Annotated in this window: 16 protein-coding genes and 2 tRNA genes; 14 read left to right on the forward strand and 4 right to left on the reverse strand. The window is 65.3% G+C overall.

Annotation, left to right across the window (positions count from 1 at the left end):
* The first annotated feature begins 68 nt into the window (after positions 1-68).
* From gatC to gatB, 4 genes are read left to right on the forward strand one after another with little or no spacing between them, the layout of a single operon-like run.
* A complete protein-coding gene (gene gatC, locus U1H82_RS01900) occupies positions 69-356 on the forward strand; it encodes an Asp-tRNA(Asn)/Glu-tRNA(Gln) amidotransferase subunit GatC (RefSeq protein ID WP_037568622.1) in 288 nt (95 codons plus the stop codon).
* Positions 356-1,837: an Asp-tRNA(Asn)/Glu-tRNA(Gln) amidotransferase subunit GatA gene (gene gatA / locus U1H82_RS01905; protein ID WP_322963236.1), complete on the forward strand. Its 1,482-nt coding sequence runs from the start codon at positions 356-358 to the stop codon at positions 1,835-1,837. Before gatC ends, gatA begins: the two co-directional genes overlap by 1 nt.
* Positions 1,831-2,247, forward strand: a complete 417-nt coding sequence (locus tag U1H82_RS01910; RefSeq protein ID WP_322963237.1) for a hypothetical protein — start codon at positions 1,831-1,833, stop codon at positions 2,245-2,247. Before gatA ends, U1H82_RS01910 begins: the two co-directional genes overlap by 7 nt.
* Positions 2,244-3,725, forward strand: coding sequence for an Asp-tRNA(Asn)/Glu-tRNA(Gln) amidotransferase subunit GatB (gatB, locus tag U1H82_RS01915; protein WP_322963238.1), 1,482 nt, complete (start codon positions 2,244-2,246; stop codon positions 3,723-3,725). The genes U1H82_RS01910 and gatB overlap by 4 nt, the downstream gene beginning before the upstream one ends.
* A 265-nt stretch (positions 3,726-3,990) precedes the next feature.
* Here gatB and U1H82_RS01920 read toward each other — a convergent pair whose 3' ends face one another.
* Together U1H82_RS01920 and U1H82_RS01925 are read right to left on the reverse strand one after the other, a co-directional pair.
* The gene (locus tag U1H82_RS01920) at positions 3,991-4,233 is read right to left on the reverse strand and encodes a hypothetical protein (protein ID WP_322963240.1); all 243 of its coding nucleotides are present in this window, start codon (positions 4,231-4,233) and stop codon (positions 3,991-3,993) included.
* A 10-nt stretch (positions 4,234-4,243) separates the two neighbouring features.
* The gene (locus tag U1H82_RS01925; RefSeq protein WP_230483265.1) at positions 4,244-4,402 is read right to left on the reverse strand and encodes a hypothetical protein; all 159 of its coding nucleotides are present in this window, start codon (positions 4,400-4,402) and stop codon (positions 4,244-4,246) included.
* A gap of 135 nt (positions 4,403-4,537) precedes the next feature.
* On the opposite strand from U1H82_RS01925, the gene U1H82_RS01930 reads away from it, so the two are divergent.
* Positions 4,538-4,622, forward strand: a tRNA-Leu gene (locus U1H82_RS01930).
* A 59-nt stretch (positions 4,623-4,681) separates the two neighbouring features.
* Complete coding sequence (gene tig, locus U1H82_RS01935) at positions 4,682-6,328, forward strand: trigger factor (RefSeq protein ID WP_322963241.1); 1,647 nt, start codon at positions 4,682-4,684, stop codon at positions 6,326-6,328.
* A 78-nt stretch (positions 6,329-6,406) separates the two neighbouring features.
* Here tig and U1H82_RS01940 read toward each other — a convergent pair whose 3' ends face one another.
* The gene (locus tag U1H82_RS01940) at positions 6,407-7,804 is read right to left on the reverse strand and encodes a hypothetical protein (protein WP_322963242.1); all 1,398 of its coding nucleotides are present in this window, start codon (positions 7,802-7,804) and stop codon (positions 6,407-6,409) included.
* A gap of 152 nt (positions 7,805-7,956) precedes the next feature.
* Between U1H82_RS01940 and U1H82_RS01945 the strand changes: the two genes are divergently transcribed.
* The 5 genes from U1H82_RS01945 (at position 7,957) to U1H82_RS01965 (ending at position 13,288) form a co-directional block, all read left to right on the forward strand.
* Positions 7,957-8,904 (forward strand): glycosyltransferase family 2 protein, encoded by a 948-nt coding sequence (locus U1H82_RS01945; protein ID WP_322963243.1) that lies wholly within the window; start codon positions 7,957-7,959, stop codon positions 8,902-8,904.
* Between the two features lie 121 nt (positions 8,905-9,025).
* Positions 9,026-9,715, forward strand: a complete 690-nt coding sequence (clpP, locus tag U1H82_RS01950) for an ATP-dependent Clp endopeptidase proteolytic subunit ClpP (RefSeq protein ID WP_322963244.1) — start codon at positions 9,026-9,028, stop codon at positions 9,713-9,715.
* A 112-nt stretch (positions 9,716-9,827) separates the two neighbouring features.
* Complete coding sequence (gene clpX, locus U1H82_RS01955) at positions 9,828-11,099, forward strand: ATP-dependent Clp protease ATP-binding subunit ClpX (RefSeq protein ID WP_042489865.1); 1,272 nt, start codon at positions 9,828-9,830, stop codon at positions 11,097-11,099.
* Positions 11,100-11,183: 84 nt separating this feature from the next.
* Positions 11,184-11,786 (forward strand): GNAT family N-acetyltransferase, encoded by a 603-nt coding sequence (locus U1H82_RS01960; RefSeq protein ID WP_322963246.1) that lies wholly within the window; start codon positions 11,184-11,186, stop codon positions 11,784-11,786.
* Between the two features lie 374 nt (positions 11,787-12,160).
* Complete coding sequence (locus U1H82_RS01965; RefSeq protein ID WP_322963247.1) at positions 12,161-13,288, forward strand: calcium:cation antiporter; 1,128 nt, start codon at positions 12,161-12,163, stop codon at positions 13,286-13,288.
* 44 nt (positions 13,289-13,332) lie between these two features.
* Here U1H82_RS01965 and U1H82_RS01970 read toward each other — a convergent pair whose 3' ends face one another.
* Positions 13,333-15,087 (reverse strand): M1 family metallopeptidase, encoded by a 1,755-nt coding sequence (locus U1H82_RS01970; RefSeq protein WP_322963248.1) that lies wholly within the window; start codon positions 15,085-15,087, stop codon positions 13,333-13,335.
* A 135-nt stretch (positions 15,088-15,222) separates the two neighbouring features.
* Here U1H82_RS01970 and lon point away from each other — a divergent pair, with 135 nt between their 5' ends.
* From lon to U1H82_RS01985, 3 genes are all read left to right on the forward strand, one after another.
* Positions 15,223-17,649: an endopeptidase La gene (lon, locus tag U1H82_RS01975; RefSeq protein WP_322963249.1), complete on the forward strand. Its 2,427-nt coding sequence runs from the start codon at positions 15,223-15,225 to the stop codon at positions 17,647-17,649.
* Positions 17,650-17,829: 180 nt separating this feature from the next.
* Positions 17,830-18,129: an HU family DNA-binding protein gene (locus tag U1H82_RS01980; protein WP_272867546.1), complete on the forward strand. Its 300-nt coding sequence runs from the start codon at positions 17,830-17,832 to the stop codon at positions 18,127-18,129.
* A 61-nt stretch (positions 18,130-18,190) separates the two neighbouring features.
* Positions 18,191-18,265, forward strand: a tRNA-Val gene (locus U1H82_RS01985).
* Positions 18,266-18,288: the final 23 nt, after the last annotated feature.

The raw sequence follows: 18,288 nt of genomic DNA on the forward strand, positions 1-18,288 counted from the left end.
CCCCATTGCAATCGCCATAATGGCAAAAGCGTTGCGCGAAGCCGCGCGGCGATGCTAGCCGCAAATCCATGTCCGTAGATACCGCAACCGTGAAGAAGATCGCGAGCCTTGCCCGCATCGCGATCACCGAGGAGGACGCGACGCGCCTCGCCCCCGAGCTTGGGAATATCCTGGGCTGGATCGAGCAACTCGGCGAGGTCGATACCCAAGGGGTCGAGCCGATGACCGCAGTGATCCCGAACCAGCTTCGCCTGCGCGACGACGTCGTCAACGACGGCGGCATCCGCGACCTCCTCATGCAGAACGCGCCGCAGGCCGAACATGGCTTCTTCACGGTGCCCAAGGTGATCGAATAATGACCGACCTGACAACGCTCGGCATTGCCGCCATCCGCGACGGCGTGCGCGACGGCCAGTTCAAGGCGCGCGAAGTCGCCGAGGCCTTCAACGCCAAGGTCGCGGGCGCCAAGGCGCTCAACGCTTTCCTGGTCGAGACGCCGGAGCACGCCCTTGCCGCCGCAGACGCGGCCGACGCGGCGCGTGCGGCGGGTGAAACCCTGAAGCCGCTGGCCGGTGTGCCGATCGGCATGAAGGACCTGTTCGCGACCAAGGGCGTCGCGACCACTGCCGCCAGCAAGATCCTCGAAGGCTTCGTGCCGCCTTACGAATCGACGGTTTCGCAGAATCTGTGGAATGCGGGTGCGGGGATGCTCGGCAAGCTGAACCTCGACCAGTTCGCCATGGGCTCGTCCAACGAAACCAGCGCGTTCGGCAACGTCATCTCGCCCTGGCGGCGTCCGAATGACACCGCTCCGCTCGCCCCCGGCGGCTCGTCGGGCGGGTCGTCGACGGCGGTGTCGGCGGGGCTGGCGCCGGGCGCGACGGGCACCGACACGGGCGGCTCGATCCGCCAGCCCGCCGCCTTTACCGGCATTTCGGGCATCAAGCCGACCTATGGCCGCTGCTCGCGCTGGGGTACGATCGCCTTCGCCTCCTCGCTCGATCAGGCGGGGCCGATGGCGCGTGACGTGCGCGACTGCGCGATCATGCTGGAGGCGATGGCGGGCTTCGACGCCAAGGATGCGACCTCGCTGAAGCTGGACGTGCCCAACTGGGAAGCCGCGCTGTCGGCGGACCTGAAGGGCAAGCGCGTCGGCGTGCCCAAGGAATACCGTGTCGACGGCATGCCCGCCGAGATCGAGGCACTGTGGCAGCAGGGCATCGACTGGATGCGTGATGCGGGGGCCGAAATCGTCGAGGTCTCGCTGCCGCACACCAAGTACGCGCTGCCCGCTTATTACATCATCGCGCCTGCCGAGGCGTCGTCCAACCTCGCCCGCTATGACGGCGTGCGCTATGGCCTGCGCGACTTGCCGGAGGGCGCGGGGTTGCAGGACATGTATGCCGCGACCCGCGCCGCCGGGTTCGGCGACGAGGTGAAGCGCCGCATCCTGATTGGCACCTATGTCCTGTCGGCGGGCTTCTACGACGCTTACTATACGCAGGCGCAGAAGGTCCGCACGCTGATCGCCCGCGATTTCGAGCGGGCCTTCGAGCAATGCGACGTGCTCCTGACCCCGACCGCGCCCTCGGCGGCGTTCGCGCTGGGCGAGAAGCAGGCCGATCCGCTGGCCATGTACCTCAACGACGTGTTCACGGTGCCCGCCTCGCTGGCTGGGCTTCCGGCCATGTCGGTGCCGGGCGGTCTGGACAAGGACGGGCTGCCGCTGGGCCTTCAGATCATCGGCAAGCCGCTGGACGAACAGGGCGTGCTGAACGCCGGGCTGGCCATCGAGCAACGGGCGGGCTTCACCGCCCGTCCGCAGGCCTGGTGGTAAGCGACCGAGCCTTTACGGCCCGCAACATCGCCGTGTTGCGGGAGGCGCAGGGCGCCCTGAACGTCGCGTTCGGGGCGATCCTGAGCGCCTATGTCGGCGTGTCGCTGAGTCATATGGAGAGCCAGCCCTTCGACCATCACACGCTGGCACGCTTCTTTCTGGGCGTGGCGGGCTTCATCCTGTGCCTGTGCGTGGGCAACAGCGTGATCCTGCGTGGCGAGATCCGGCTGGGTCTGCTCTTCCTGACATTGGGCGCGGGCGCGGCCTATATCGGGTTGATGGAGGCGCGCCATCTCGGCTTCGAGACATCGGTCCTGCGCATATTGTCGACCTGCTGGATCGTCGCCTTGTTGGCCAGCAACGCCGTCCTGACGGCGATCATCTATCTTCATCATCGAGATCGAACATGAGCGAATATCGCATCCAGGGCGCGACAGGGGAATGGGAGGTCGTGATCGGCCTGGAAGTCCATGCCCAGGTCACCTCCAGCGCCAAGCTGTTCTCCGGCGCGGCCACCGCCTTCGGCGCGGAGCCCAACACCCAGGTCTCGCTGGTCGATGCCGCGATGCCCGGCATGCTGCCCGTGCCCAACATGGAGTGCATCCGCCAGGCGGTGCGCACCGGCATGGCGATCGACGCGCAGATCAATAAGTGGTCGCGCTTCGACCGGAAGAACTATTTCTACGCTGATCTGCCGCAGGGCTATCAGATCAGCCAGCTCTACCATCCGCTGGTGGGTGAGGGCGCGATCGAGATCAGCCTGGACGAGAAGAACCCCGATGGCCCGACCAAGTCGATCGGCGTCGAGCGTATCCATGTCGAGCAGGATGCGGGCAAGCTGATGCACGACCAGCATCCGACGCGCTCCTATGTCGACCTCAACCGCTCGGGCGTGGCGCTGATGGAAATCGTCAGCCGCCCCGACATGCGTTCGCCCGCCGAAGCAGGGGCTTATCTCCGCAAGCTGCGGGCTATTCTCCGTTATGTCGGCAGCTGTGACGGCAATATGGAAGAAGGCTCGATGCGCGCCGACGTGAACGTGTCGGTGCGCAAGCCCGGCGACGAATTCGGCACGCGTACCGAGACGAAGAACGTCAACTCGGTCCGCTTCGTGATGGCCGCGATCGAATATGAGGCCAAGCGTCAGGTTGCGGTGCTGGAGGATGGCGGCAAGATCGTCCAGGAAACGCGCCTCTTCAATGTCGAGAGCGGCACCACCCGCTCGATGCGGTCGAAGGAGGATGCGCATGATTACCGCTACTTCCCCGATCCCGACCTGCTGCCGCTGGAGCTCACCGACGCATTCCTCGAGGAATGCCGCGCCAGCCTGCCCGAACTGCCCGACGCCAAGCGTCGTCGTTACGAGGCTTTGGGCCTGACGCCGTATAATGCGGGCGTGTTGACCGCCGAGGTCGAGACGGCGCGCTGGTTCGACGGCTTGCTCGATGCGCTTGAGGGCACGAGTGCCAAGCCCGCACAGGCGGCGAACTGGGTCGCGGCCGAGCTGTTCGGCGCGCTCAACCGGCTGGGCAAGGACATCACCGAAAGCCCGGTCAGCCCTGCGCAGGCGGCCGAACTGCTGGCGTTGGTGGCGGACGGTACGCTGTCGGGCAGCCTGTCGAAGCAGGTGTTCGAGATCATGCTGGAAACCGGCGATGGTCCGTCCAAGATCGTCGAGGAGCGCGGCCTCAAGCAGACGAGCGACACCGGCGCGATCGAGGCGGTGATCGCCGAGGTTCTGGAGAAGAATCCGAACCAGCTGGGTCAGTATCGTGGCGGTAAGGAAGCGTTGTTCGGGTTCTTCGTCGGTCAGACGATGAAGGCGATGGGCGGCAAGGCCAACCCGGCGGTGGTCAATGACCTGCTGAAGAAGGCGCTGGCGGGGTGATCGCTTGCTCCCCCTCCCGCAAGCGGGAGGGGGCTGGGGGGAGGGCAGGGAGCCTCGCAGAGACGATCGCCCGTGGCGTTCCCTCCCCCACCCCCTCCCGCTTGCGGGAGGGGCGTGCTTGGGGCGAGCAGTTCGCGCTGTCGTGAGCCTTGTGCCTGTTGAGCGGCCTGCGATAATCATCGCGCCTCGCCGCAAACCTCTCCCCTCCCGCAGGCGGGAGGGGCTGGGGGAGGGCAACGGTGTCTCACCGAGACCACCCCCTCAATTATTGCGCATCCAAGTCCTGATTGCGCACCACGCCGCCGGTCCCCCCGACGCCGTCATGCTCGCCGGTATCGGTAAACGTCACCGGCTCCTCGCCGCCTTCGCCACGCTTCACCGCGTCGGAGCGCGCTTCGACGGCCTGCTCGATATCGCTGCGTTCATCCTCTCGCGGGGGGCTGTCCGGGTTGCTCTCCGGGGCCTCGCTGGGCGGGCTGTCGTGATGGTTCTCGGGGTCGGCCGCCATGGGAGGCTCCTCAAATCTGCAAGGGTTGCTGCGTACCGGGATCGCCCGGACCGACGCCGGGGGCGGGCTGGTCGATGTCCGGGCCGGGCGGCACGATTTCGGGCGGCGGCGTGTCGGGCTGGGCCGGTTGGGTCGGCTGCGGGCTTTCGGGCGGGGGCTGGGTTGCCATTCTCGCTCTCCGTAAATGAGCCGTTTTTCCGGCTGGGGAGGGCATAAACGCACCGGACACGCCGATGTTGCCTGTTGTCCCTTGCCGAAGCCGCCCATGGTGATATAGACGCGCGCCCATCGGCGGTGTCCTCGTGCGGGCGTGGCGGAACTGGTAGACGCGCTGGATTTAGGTTCCAGTATCGTAAGATGTGGGGGTTCGAGTCCCTTCGCCCGCACCAGTCCCCGGTCACAACGGGGCGACAGCCACACGGAATTTCTCCAGATTGAAGGCCTTTAGATGCAGACTGTCGAGACGCTGAACGAGGGGCTGAAGCGCGCCTACACGCTCACCATCACTGCCAAGGACATCGAGGGTAAGGTCGATGCCGAGCTGAAGCGGATCGCTCCGCAGATGAAGATGCCCGGCTTCCGCCCTGGCAAGGTGCCCGCGAACCTGGTTCGCAAGATGCACGGCCCGGCGCTGCTGCAGGACGCGCTGAACACCGCGCTGCAGGAAGGCGTGCAGTCGCTGATCGCCGAAAAGAACCTGCGCCCCGCGATGCAGCCGCAGGTCGAGCTGGTCGGCGACTATGAAGAGGGCAAGGACGCCACGCTGAACGTCACGCTCGAGGTTCTGCCGACCGTCCCGACGCCTGCGATCGACGCGCTGAAGCTCGACCGCCTGACCGTGCCGGTCGCCGACGAGGCGATCGACGAGCAGCTCCAGAAGTTCGCCGACCAGCAGAAGCGCTGGGACGATGCGGGCGACAAGGCCGCCGAGCAGGGCGACCAGGTCACCGTCGACTTCGTCGGCAAGACCATGGACGGCGTCGCCTTCGAGGGTGGCTCGGGCGAGGACATGGCCGTCGAGATCGGCGGCGGTCGCCTGATCCCCGGTTTCGAGGACCAGCTGGTCGGCGTGAAGGCCGGTGAAGAGAAGCAGATCTCGGTCACCTTCCCCGAGGACTATCCCGCCAAGGACCTGGCCGGTCAGCCCGCGACCTTCGACCTGACGATCAAGTCGGTGAAGACCGCCGGTGAAGCCAAGATCGACGACGAGATGGCGAAGAATCTGGGCCTCGAGAGCCTGGAGCAGCTGCGCGGCCTGCTGAAGGGGCAGATCGAGCAGGAGCATAACGGCCTGACCCGCACGTACATGAAGCGCAAGCTGCTCGACCAGCTGGCCGACGGTCATGACTTCGAAGTGCCGCCGTCGATGGTCGAGGCCGAGTTCTCGCAGATCTGGGCGCAGCTCGAGCATGAAGCGACCCATGAGGAAGACCCCGAGGCCGCCAAGGCCGAGATGGAGAAGGAGCGCGACGATTATAAGAAGATCGCCGAGCGCCGCGTCCGTCTGGGCCTGCTCCTCTCGGAGATCGGTCAGGCGAACGGCGTCGAAGTGACCGCGCAGGAAATGAACCGCCTGATCGCCCAGGCCGCACAGCAGTACGGCTCGGAAGATCGCCAGCGCTTCATCCAGTATGTCCAGCAGGAGCCGATGGCCGCCGCCCAGCTGCGCGCCCCGCTCTATGAGGACAAGGTCGTCGACTTCCTGTTCGGCAAGGCCGAGATCACCGACCGCGAAACCACCCGTGAGGAGCTGGAAGCCGCGATCGAGAGCGAAGACGGCTTCGCCACTGGCACCCATGTCCACAATCATGACCACGACCATGATCATGACCACGGCGCCAAGAAGTCGAAGGCGAAGGCCAAGAAGGCCGACGTGACCGAGGACGCCGCTTCGGACGAAGCGACCGCCGAGAAGAAGCCGGCCCGCGCCAAGAAGGCGGCGGCGCCTGCCGAGGGCGAAGCGGAAGCGACCGAGGAAGCCCCCGCGAAGAAGCCGCGCGCCAAGAAGGCCGCTGCTCCGGCGGAAGGCGAGGCGGAAGCCGCCGAAGCCCCTGCCAAGAAGCCGCGCGCGAAGAAGGCCGCGCCGACCGAGTAATCGGACGATGCCAGGCGGGCCTTGGTCGGCCTGGAGGCAAAAAAGGGGCGGTCGCGCAAGCGGTCGCCCCTTTGTCGTTCAGGCGGGGCGGGCTTGCGAAGAGCGACGCCGGAAAGTGTCGACCGTGAAACAGGCGGCGAACAGGGGAAGCAGCCACAGCACGCGGCTCTGGTAGCGATCGTCGGGGCCGGACAGGGCGCCGGTGACCGCCGCGTTGAGCAGGATCGTCGCGACGACCAGCCCGGCAAGGCCCAGCAGCGACCATTGTCGCCGACGCACCGCCCGGACCAGCATCAAAGGCAGCAGCAGGACGACCCCCATCGCGACCGCGACGTCCGGCGCGAATTTGAGGGGATCGAGCGCCCCGCGCTGTTGCCGCGACCGGGAAAAGCTCTGGAAGTCTCCCCGTAGTCGCGCCTTCAGGATGCGCGAAATCTGCATGTCGGCGGAATAGGGCGGCAGCATGCCCTTGCGGACGGTCTGCAACTGCTCGGCAAAGCCCTGCCACGTCAGCGCGGTAACCTTGGCCGGATCGTCGCGCAGGACGGCACGGATAATGCGCCGCTGTTCGCCGATCGCAGCGGCCCGATCCCGATGCATCATGGCACCGATCGGCGAGCGCGGGTCCCAGAGATAGGCTTGGCCCGGCTTGGCGATCGCGGGGTCCGCGACCAGCGGCAGCGCCGCGCAATGGGCAAGCGGCTGTTCCCGGCAAAGCCGTGCCAGGCTGGGCTGGGCCAGATGGCCATCGAACAGCCGCGCGAGCAGGAAGCTGTCCGAGGATAGGGCGGGCTTGAACGCATAGCCCGCCGCCCGGTTCAGGCTGCTCAAGCCCAACAGCGTGAGGAGGATGGCCAGCGCGGCGGGCAGGGACCGCCGGAACGCCTCCCGTCGCCCCATGCCGGTCAGCAGCATCGCGGCGGCGGCCAGCACTAACAGCCCCGCCGCCAGCAGGACATGGCTGAGATGCGTGCCGATGAGGAGCGCCAGCAGGGCGGCCAGCCCGACTCGCTGCCACAGCGGCGTATCGGCGGGGCGGGCGAGCAGGGCGAACAGGACCAGCGGCACGAAGCCGGTGGCGAGGTCGGGCATGATCTGTCCGACGAACCAGGGCAGGCTGCTGCTCAGTGCCAGAAAGGCACAGGTCGCGATCACATCCACGGTGCGAAGGCGCGCCTGGCCGATGGAAAGCGTCATCGCGATCATCAGCGCGCTGCCGATCGCCTGGACGACGACGATCCCCCACAGGCCCGTCAGCCACAGCGGCACCCCGATCGCAAGGCCATAAAGCGGCGGTCGATCGAGCGGATAATAGAGTTCGAGCGGTATGCGCAGATACGTCCCTGAATCAGCGAAGACCAATGGGAAGCCGTTGGCCAGCGCGACCCAGGACAGCAACGCCCCACCCAGCAGGACGGCGCCGATCAGCGGCCATGATATTCCGATGCCCGGTCGATCCGGCTTTGCATAGTTCATGGCCCAGCTTAGGGATATGGCCGATCCGGGGGCAAGCGCGCATACGAAGCCGCCGCATGGCAATGAGTCTCGACAGACACCGTCTCGCTTTAGGTCGCGATCCTCCATAAAGGGCGACGCATCGGCTGACGGTACAGCCGCACGAGGGAAGAATGATGGATCATCAGGGGGCTGCGCCAAGCATCGCGGTGCTGTTGCCATGCTATAACGAAGAAGCGGCGATCGCGCAGACGATTGCGGGCTTTCGCGCAGCGCTGCCGACGGCGACCATCTATGTCTATGACAATAACAGCAAGGACCGCACCGTCGAGGTGGCGCGCGCCGCGGGGGCGGTCGTGCGGTCGGAGCGTATCCAGGGCAAGGGCGCGGTCGTGCGGCGGATGTTCGCCGATATCGACGCCGACATCTATGTCATGGCGGATGGCGATGCGACCTATGATGCCGCCTCAGCGCCCAGCCTGGTCGCGCGCATGGTCGAGGAACAGCTCGACATGGTGGTCGGCCAGCGGGTGAGCGAGGCCGAACTCGCCTATCGCCGTGGCCACCGCTTCGGCAACGCCATGCTGACGGGGATGCTCGCCAAGCTGTTCGGGCGCAGCTTCACCGACATCCTGTCGGGCTACCGCGTCTTTTCGCGTCGTTTCGTCAAGAGCTTCCCCGTATTGTCGGTGGGTTTCGAGATCGAGACCGAGATCAGCGTTCATGCGCTGGAACTCAAAATGCCCTGCGCCGAAATCGCGACCCCCTATTATGCGCGACCCGAGGGATCGGCGTCGAAGCTGTCCACCTATTCTGATGGTTGGCGCATCCTGCGCACCATCCTGAAGCTCTATCGGATCGAACGGCCGATGTGGTTCTTCGGCGCGATCGCGGGGGTGTTCGCCGCGATCGCCCTGCTGCTCGCCGCGCCGTTGATCCTGACCTATCTGGAGACGCATCAGGTGCCGCGTTTCCCCACCGCGATCCTGTCGACCGGGCTGATGCTGCTGGCCGGGCTGAACCTGTTCACCGGGCTTATTCTCGACACCGTGGTCCGCGGGCGGCAGGAGGTGCGGCGGCTGGCCTATCTGGCGCTGCCCGCGCCGGGCAACCTGCGCTAATCGGATTTTCACCCCTGCGCCGGATAAACGAAGCAGGCGGCGCGCCGATGCGCCGCCGGGGCTTGAATATGCGCGACCATCACGCGACATAGGGGCTCTTCTGGGCATAAGAGAGAATTCCATGCACAATCCGTTCGAGACCGGCGATTTCGCGAGCCCGCTGGCCCATGCTGGCGTCGGGCTGCGGCAGACGCAGGCCGGGCTGGTTCCGATCGTCATCGAACAGTCGAACCGCGGCGAACGGTCGTTCGACATTTTCAGCCGCCTGCTTCGCGAGCGTATCATCTTCGTCACCGGCGGTGTCGAGGATGGCATGGCCTCGCTGATCTGCGCGCAGCTGCTGTTCCTTGAGTCGGAAAATCCGAAGAAGGACATCTACATGTACATCAACTCGCCGGGCGGTGTCGTCACGGCGGGCATGGCGATCCATGACACGATGCAGTATATCCGGCCGCGCGTCGGCACGCTGTGCATCGGCCAGGCCGCCTCGATGGGCAGCTTCCTGCTCGCCGCCGGTGAGCCGGGGATGCGCGTGGCGACCACGAACAGCCGCATCATGATCCACCAGCCTTCGGGCGGGGCGCAGGGCATGGCCGCGGACATCGAGATCCAGGCGCGCGAAATCCTGCGGATGCGGCATTTCCTGAACACGCTGTACGCCAAGTACACCGGCAAGCCGCTCGAGGAGATCGAGCGCGCGATGGATCGCGACAAGTTCATGAGTTCCGAGGAGGCCAAGGAATTCGGCCTGATCGACCAGGTGTTCGACAAGCGTCCGACCCCGGCCGACGATGCGTCGACCGCGGCATAAGACGGGTCGTTCAGCGTGAACGGTTTATTTCGATTGTGACTTTATCGGGGTGCGGTACGATGCGCACCCCGGCAACGGTAGCGCACCGCTTCACAGGTGCGAGAGGTGATTGATGGACAAGGTGAGCGGTGGCAACTCGAAAAGCACCCTCTATTGCTCGTTCTGCGGCAAGTCGCAGCACGAGGTACGCAAGCTGATCGCGGGGCCGACCGTCTTCATTTGCGACGAGTGCGTGGAGCTGTGCAACGACATCATCCGTGAGGAGACCAAGTCCGCGCTTGTCTCCAAGAAGGATGGTGGCGTCCCGACGCCGCAGGAAATCTGCAACGTCCTCGACGATTATGTCATCGGGCAGAAGCAGGCCAAGCGTGTCCTGTCGGTCGCGGTGCACAACCACTATAAGCGCCTGAACCACGGTGCGAAGGGTGCCGATGTCGAACTCGCCAAGTCGAACATCCTGCTCGTCGGCCCGACCGGCTGCGGCAAGACGTTGCTCGCGCAGACGCTGGCGCGCATCCTCGACGTGCCGTTCACGATGGCGGACGCGACGACGCTGACCGAAGCCGGTTATGTCGGCGAGGATGTCGAGAACATCATCCTCAAGCTGCTCCAGGCGTCGGATTACAATGTCGAGCGGGCGCAGCGCGGCATCGTCTATATCGACGAGATCGACAAGATCAGCCGCAAGGCCGAGAATCCTTCGATCACCCGCGACGTGTCGGGCGAGGGCGTTCAGCAGGCGCTGCTCAAGCTGATGGAAGGCACGACCGCCAGCGTGCCGCCGCAGGGTGGCCGCAAGCATCCGCAGCAGGAATTCCTGCAGGTCGACACGACGAACATCCTGTTCATCTGCGGCGGTGCGTTTGCGGGGCTCGAGAAGATCATCGGCGACCGTCTGCAGGGCAAGTCGATCGGCTTCGGCGCCTATGTCGCGGCACCGGAAGAAAAGCGGACCGGCGAGTATCTGCGCCAGACCGAGCCGGAGGATCTCCTCAAGTTCGGCCTGATCCCCGAATTCGTCGGCCGTTTGCCGGTCATCGCGACGCTGGAAGACCTCGACATCGCGGCGCTGGTCAAAATCCTGTCCGAGCCGAAGAACGCGCTGGTCAAACAGTATCAGAAGCTCTTCGAGATGGAGAATGTCGAACTCGACTTCACCGACGATGCACTGACCACGGTCGCCAAGAAGGCGATCGAGCGCAAGACGGGTGCACGCGGGCTTCGCTCGATCCTGGAGGGCATATTGCTCGACACCATGTTCGACCTGCCCGGCATGGACGGTGTCGACGAGGTGATGGTCGACAAGGATGTGGTCGAGGGCCGCAAGGAACCGATCCGCGTCTATGCCGAAAAGGCCAAGAAGACGGACGGCGCGGCGGCCTGATCGCCTTCGTGACGTTTGGAAACTGAGAGCGGGCGCTTCCCCAAGGGAGGCGCCCGTTTTCGTGTGAGGGATGGGATGGTGACGATGCGTGAGGCGGTGGCCAGCGACAGGACGGCGGTGGCGGCGATGCTGGGCCGCGCCTTCGCCGACGATCCGGCCATGTCCTATATCTTTCCCCATCCCACCGACCGGGCAAAGCGCCTGCCGCGCCTGTTCGCGCTGTTGTTCGACAGCGATTCGGTCGGAATGCGGTTGGTCAGCCAGGACGCGGACGCGGGGACTTTCTGGCGACCGCCGGGGCAGGCCCATGTGCCGACGATGGTCTTTGTCCGGCGGCTGATCCCGGTGCTGCACGCGCTGGGACCGTCGCTGGGGCGTGCGATGCGGCTGGGCGATGCGATCGAGGCGCATTTCCCCAGCGAGCCCTTCTGGTATCTCCATATCGCCGGGGTCGATCCGGCGCGACAGGGGCAGGGGCTGGGCGGTGCTTCGATCCGGGCGGGGCTGGCCAAATGCGATATGGACGGCGTGCCCGCCTATCTCGAAACCGCGACCGAGAGCAATGTCGGGCTTTATGCGCGCCTGGGGTTCGCGCTGACCGGAGAATGGTCGGTGCCGAAAGGCGGCCCGCGTTTCTGGTCGATGATGCGGCCGGTCGGCGGGCCTAAAACTTTTCCTCCCCTGTAAGGGGAGGGGACCAGCGAAGCTGGTGGAGGGGTGCCCCTATCGATAGCGGGACACGCCTCCGTCAGGCCTTTGGCCTGCCACCTCCCCTTACAGGGGAGGAATAGGACCACTGCAGAACCCTATTTTGCCCCGCGCCTTGCTGCTCTGGACAGGAGATGCGCTGATGAAGCCCCATATGATCTGCCAGAGGATTTGCAGCCTGGACGGTCGCATCCTGCAAAGCCCGTGGCGGCCCTACCGCGTGGAGAATGACGCGGTTGATTGCACAATCGCAACGATCTTCCTCATCTGCGGGAGCCAATCGGGCGGTTGGCGCATTGGCATCTGTAAGAATGACAATGCTGTCATGTCGTGCAGAGGAGGCCAGACCAGGGATGAGCGAACCCGACGCCATCGTAACCGCCGGACAGAAGCGCGCGCTGCTCCAGCGTCTGACCCTGCCGTGGTGGACCCTGGTCTTCCCGCTGCTGGGGCTGCTCGCCATCGCGGTGTCGCTGTACAAGATGGGCACGGTCGGGGTCCTGTTGGCGTCGTTCATCCTGATCGGTTGCGTCCTGTCGGCGGTCCATCAGGCGGAGGTCGTTGCGCACCGCGTCGGCGAGCCCTTCGGTACGCTGGTCCTGGCGGTTGCGGTGACGGTGATCGAGGTGTCGCTGATCGTCAGCCTGATGTTATCCGATGCGGGCGACGCCTCCAGCCTGGCGCGCGATACGGTGTTCGCGGCGATCATGATTATCCTGAACGGCATTGTCGGCCTTTGCCTGCTGGCGGGCGGGGCGCAGCATGGCGAGCAGCGCTTTTCGCTGCGCGGGGCCAGCGCGTCGCTCAACGTCCTGACCGCGATGGTCGTGCTGTCGCTGGTCCTGCCCAATTACGTGTCGTCGGCGCCGGGGCCGACCTATGCGCCGTCGCAACTGATCTTCGTCGCGCTGGTCAGCGTCATTCTCTACGGTACGTTCGTCATGGTCCAGACGGTTCGGCACCGTGAATATTTCCTGCCCGCCGATGAAGATATGCCCGCCGATGCCCATGCCGAGCCACCCACCAACGCGGCGGCCTGGGCCGCGCTGGGCATGTTGCTGGTCGCGCTGGTCGGGGTGGTCCTGCTCGCCAAGGGGCTGTCGGGGATCGTCGAGGCGGCGATCCTGAATGCCGGGCTGCCGCTGGCGATCGTCGGCGTGGTGATCGCGGCGCTGGTGCTGGCGCCCGAAAGCCTGGCGGCCTACCGCGCCGCCAAGCGGAACCGGTTGCAGACCAGCCTCAACCTCGCGCTCGGCTCGGCGCTGGCGACGATCGGGTTGACGATCCCGGCGGTGGCGATCGTGTCGCTGACCTTGGGCTTGCCGCTGGCGCTGGGGATCGGGGCCAAGCAGATGATCCTGCTGGTCCTGTCGCTGTTCACCATCACGCTGACGCTGGGCAATGGGCGGACCACCGTGCTGGGCGGCGCGGTGCATCTGGTGATCTTTGCCGCCTATCTGTTCGTGACGGTGGTGCCGTAGCGGTTGCCACCCGTCGCCCCAGCGTAAACCGGGGCGACGGTTTGTCAGTTCTTCTTCGCCTTCGCCGCCTGTTCGGCCTTCCATGCCCGGAATTGCTCGATCGCGACCGAGCGCTTCAGGATTTTGGCCCAAGGGTCGATCACGACATGCGCGTCGGCGGGCACGGTCAGCATGCCGGTGCCATCCGTCATCGGCAGCGTCTGAACCTTGTCGCCGACCTGGACCTCGACCGGCAGCGGGAAGGGCCCGCCGCCCGGCACTTTCCAGGCCAGGGTCAACTGGTCCCCGACCCGCGTCTCGACGATTTCGGGCAGCGCCGCCTGACGGAGATAGACGTTGAAGAACCAGCCATAATCCTTGCCCGTCACCTGTTTGACGAAGCCTTCATATTCCTTGGTCGAGCCATAGCGGGGCGTGAAATTGCCGGGCTTGGGATCGGTGCGGCCATAGACGGCCAGCCGCGTCACGTCCCAGAACGCCTTGTCACCGATCAGATTGCGCAGGGTGTGGAGCATCCACGACCCCTTCATATAGATGTCCAGGCCGGGGCCGCCCTTGGCCTCCTCGTAGACGTCCTGCTCGGTCATGCTGCGGTCATGGACGATGGGCGCCTTGTTGGCGATCTGCCCGCGCTGTGCGTCCATCATCACCGCATAGCGCGCCTCGCCCTCGCGCCAGCGGCCGTAGCTGGGCTGCATGTAGCTGCCATAGCCTTCGTGCAGCCAGAAATCGTCCCAGTCGACATTGGTCAACTGGTTGCCGAACCATTCATGGCTGAACTCATGCTGGAACAGCCAGTCGAACCCCTCGGGTGCCTTGGCATATTCATTGCCATAGGCGTTGATCGTTTGGTGCTCCATGCCCTTGTGCGGGGTTTCCACGACGCCCAGCTTCTCGTCGCCAAAGGGGAAGGGGCCGACGGTCGATTCGAAGAAATCCAGCGTCGGTGCGAACTCGGCGAACAGCCCTTCCGCCTTTGCCTTCTCGCCCGGCAGATACCAGTAGAACATCGGGATGGTGTTGCCGAAGCGGCTCTTATACTTGCCCTCGATCACCTCATAGGGGCCGACGTTCAGCGAAATGGCATAGGTGTTGGGGTGCTTGGTCCGCCAGTTCCAGCGGGTCCGCCCGTCGGGCAGCGTATCGACGCCCAGCAGCATGCCGTTCGAGGGCGCCTTCAACCCCTTGGGCACCGTGATATGCAGCGTCACGAGCCCCGGCTCGCCCATCGGATAGTCGAGGCAGGGCCAGAGCAGGTCGCAGCCATAGCCCTGATCGGTCGTGGCGAACCATGTCTGCCCATCCGGCGTCTTGGACCAGACCACGCCGGTATCCCATGGCGCGCGCACCGCGACATGCGGCGTGCCGCCATAGGTGATCTTCGCGCGGACCGACTGCCCGGTACGAAGCGGGCGGGGCAGGGTGATGACCAGCTGCCCTTCCGGGTTGCTCCACTGCGCGGGCTTGAGCGGCTTGCCGTCGATCGCGATCGCCTTGACCGGCAGATTCTTGTCGAGATCGATCACCAGCCGGGCGAGCGGCGCCTTTGCGGTAAAGTCCAGCACCGCGATGCCGTTCAACTCTTCGGTATCGGGCAGCACCTCGAACGACAGGTCGGCGCTATCGAAGCGCATGGCCAGTTGCTCGGCGGGGCGAACCCCGCCCGATATCATCGTCTGCGCGGTCAGCGGCGGCTCGCCCTTGGCGGGAAGCGGTTTGGGCGTCTGCGCGCCGAGCGGAGCGGCACAGAGAAACGAGGAGGTGAGCAGCGCGGCAGCGGCAATCCGTATACGATCCATGGATGAGGGTGTCGCGCAACCGGCCGGACTTGGCAAGCCGTGCCGATGCGTCTTGTCGCACCGGGAATTGATGGATCGGCAACCCTCCCCATATATAGTGACGAAGAGGCCCCGATCAGGGCCACCGGAGTTTGCATGAACCAGTCCTATCCCGTCCTCCCGCTGCGTGACATCGTCGTCTTCCCGCACATGATCGTGCCCCTGTTCGTCGGCCGCGACAAATCGGTCGCGGCGCTGGAAGCGGCAATGGCGGCGGACAAGGAAATTTTCCTGGTCGCTCAGCTCGATCCCGCCGAGGACGATCCCGCGCGCGAGGATCTGTATGAGATCGGCGTGACCGCCAGCGTCCTGCAATTGCTCAAGCTGCCCGACGGCACGGTCCGTGTGCTGGTCGAGGGCAAGACGCGCGGCCGTCTGGTCGAACTGGACGAATCGGGCACGCACCTGACCGCCACGATCGACGCCACACCGGTCGAGGCAGACGAAGCCGCGCTCGAAGAGCAGGAGCATGACGTCAAGGCGCAGCTCGCCGCGCTGATGCGCTCGGTGGTCGACCAGTTCGAGAATTACGCCAAGCTCAACCGCAAGCTGCCCGCCGAAACGGCCGTGCAGCTGGCCGAGATCGAGGATGCCTCGCAGCTGGCCGATGCGGTCGCCGCGAACATCTCGGTCAAGGTCGCCGACAAGCAGGCGCTGCTGGTCGAGACCGATCCGGCCAAGCGGCTGGAAATGGCCTATGCCCTGATGGAGGGCGAACTCGGCGTCCTGCAGGTCGAGAAGAAGATCAAGAGCCGCGTCAAGCGCCAGATGGAGAAGACGCAGCGCGAATATTATCTCAACGAACAGCTGAAAGCGATCCAGCGCGAGCTGGGCAATGAGGGCGAGGACGGCGATGGCGACGAGATCGCCGAGCTGACCCAGAAGATCGCGACGCTGAAGCTGTCGAAGGAAGCGCGGACCAAGGCGACGGCCGAGCTGAAGAAGCTGAAGACCATGGCGCCGATGAGCGCCGAGGCGACGGTCGTGCGCAATTACCTCGACGTGCTGCTGGGCCTGCCCTGGGGCAAGAAGTCCAAGGTCAAGAAGGACATCGCCGCCGCACAGGCGATCCTCGACCAGGATCATTATGCGCTGGAAAAGGTGAAGGACCGGATCGTCGAATATCTGGGCGTGCAGGCGCGCACCAACAAGCTGAAGGGGCCGATCCTGTGCCTCGTCGGCCCGCCGGGCGTCGGCAAGACCTCGCTGGGCCAGTCGATTGCCAAGGCGTGCGGGCGCGAGTTCATCCGCCAGAGCTTGGGCGGTGTGCGGGACGAGGCCGAGATTCGCGGCCACCGCCGCACCTATATCGGCTCGCTGCCGGGCAAGATCGTGACCAACCTGAAAAAGGCCGGCACGTCCAACCCGCTGTTCCTGCTCGACGAGATCGACAAGCTGGGCCAGGATTTCCGCGGCGACCCCGCCTCGGCGCTGCTGGAGGTGCTCGATCCCGAACAGAATGCCAAGTTCAACGATCACTATCTGGAGATCGACATCGATCTGTCGGACGTGATGTTCGTGTGTACCGCGAACACGCTGAACCTGCCGCAGCCGCTGCTCGACCGCATGGAGATCATCCGTCTGGAGGGCTATACCGAGGACGAGAAGGTCGAGATCGCCGAGCGCCACCTGATCGCCAAGCAGGTCGAGACGCATGGCCTGAAGGACGGCGAGTTCACGCTGACGCAAGGTGGCCTGCGCGCGCTGATCCAGCGCTACACCCGCGAGGCGGGCGTGCGTACGCTGGAGCGGGAGATCGCACGTCTCGCCCGCAAGGCGCTGCGCCAGATTCTGGAAGGCAAGGCGACGTCGGTGACGATCACGCCGGAAAACCTCCACGAGTTCGCGGGCGTCCAGAAATATCGCCACGGCCTGTCCGAACAGGAGGATCAGATCGGTGCAGTCACGGGTCTGGCCTGGACCGAGGTCGGCGGCGAACTGCTGACCATCGAATCGGTGACGGTGCCGGGCAAGGGCCAGGTGAAGACCACCGGCAAGCTGGGCGACGTGATGAAGGAATCGGTGCAGGCCGCCTTCAGCTTCGTCCAGGCGCGCAGCCCCAGCTTCGGGATCAAGCCGTCGCTGTTCCACCGCAAGGACATCCATATCCACCTGCCCGAAGGCGCGGTGCCCAAGGATGGTCCGTCGGCGGGGATCGGCCTCGTCACCTCGATCGTGTCGACGCTGACCGGCATTGCGGTGCGCAAGGATGTGGCGATGACCGGCGAGGTCACGCTGCGTGGCCGCGTGCTGCCGATCGGTGGCCTGAAGGAAAAGCTGCTGGCGGCGCTGCGGGGCGGGATCACCACCGTCCTCATCCCGCAGGAGAATGAGAAGGATCTGGCGGACATCCCTGCCAATATCCTGAACGGGCTGAAGATCGTGCCGGTCGCGCATGTCGACGAAGTGCTGCGGCTGGCGCTGGTCGGGCCGCTGGAGGCGATCGACTGGACCGATGCGGATGAGCTGGCGGCGCTCCCGCCCGCGCCCATCCCGGCGGTGGGCGGCGAACGCCACCACTGATCGTCGCGGAGAAGAGGCCGCCGGTCGTAGGACCGGCGGCCTTTTTCAAACGATGTCATGAGGATGACACGCGCCTCTGTTTGCGTCATCGTTCGCTTTGGGTAACGACGGGGTTTGACAGCACGGTCTGCCGCGTCATTATCGTTCCTTTAATATTTGGGCGGCACCGAGTCCGTCTTTATCGTCGAGATCATAGGGGGTTATGGAATGAACAAGCAGGAGCTGATCGCCACCGTCGCCGACTCCTCGGGCCTCGCGCGCGGCGATGCGGTCAAGGCGGTCGATGCCGTGTTCGAATCGATCACCGCCGCGCTGAAGAAGGGCGACGAAGTCCGTCTGGTCGGCTTCGGCACCTTCTCGGTGTCCAAGCGCAAGGCCTCGACCGGCCGTAACCCGCGCACCGGCGAGCCGATGACGATCAAGGCGTCGTCGCAGCCCAAGTTCAAGCCGGGCAAGCTCCTGAAGGACTCGGTCAACTAAATCCGCTTTTTGGGGCTGGACAGGCGGCGAGTCGCCGCCTAAAGGCCCGTCTCCCGGTTACGGGCGCGTAGCTCAGCGGTAGAGCACACCCTTCACACGGGTGGGGTCACAGGTTCAATCCCTGTCGCGCCCACCATTTTTTCCAATGGCCTGGCGGTC

The organism is Sphingomonas fuzhouensis (genome assembly GCF_034659795.1).
In the GTDB taxonomy this organism is placed as follows: domain Bacteria; phylum Pseudomonadota; class Alphaproteobacteria; order Sphingomonadales; family Sphingomonadaceae; genus Sphingomonas; species Sphingomonas fuzhouensis.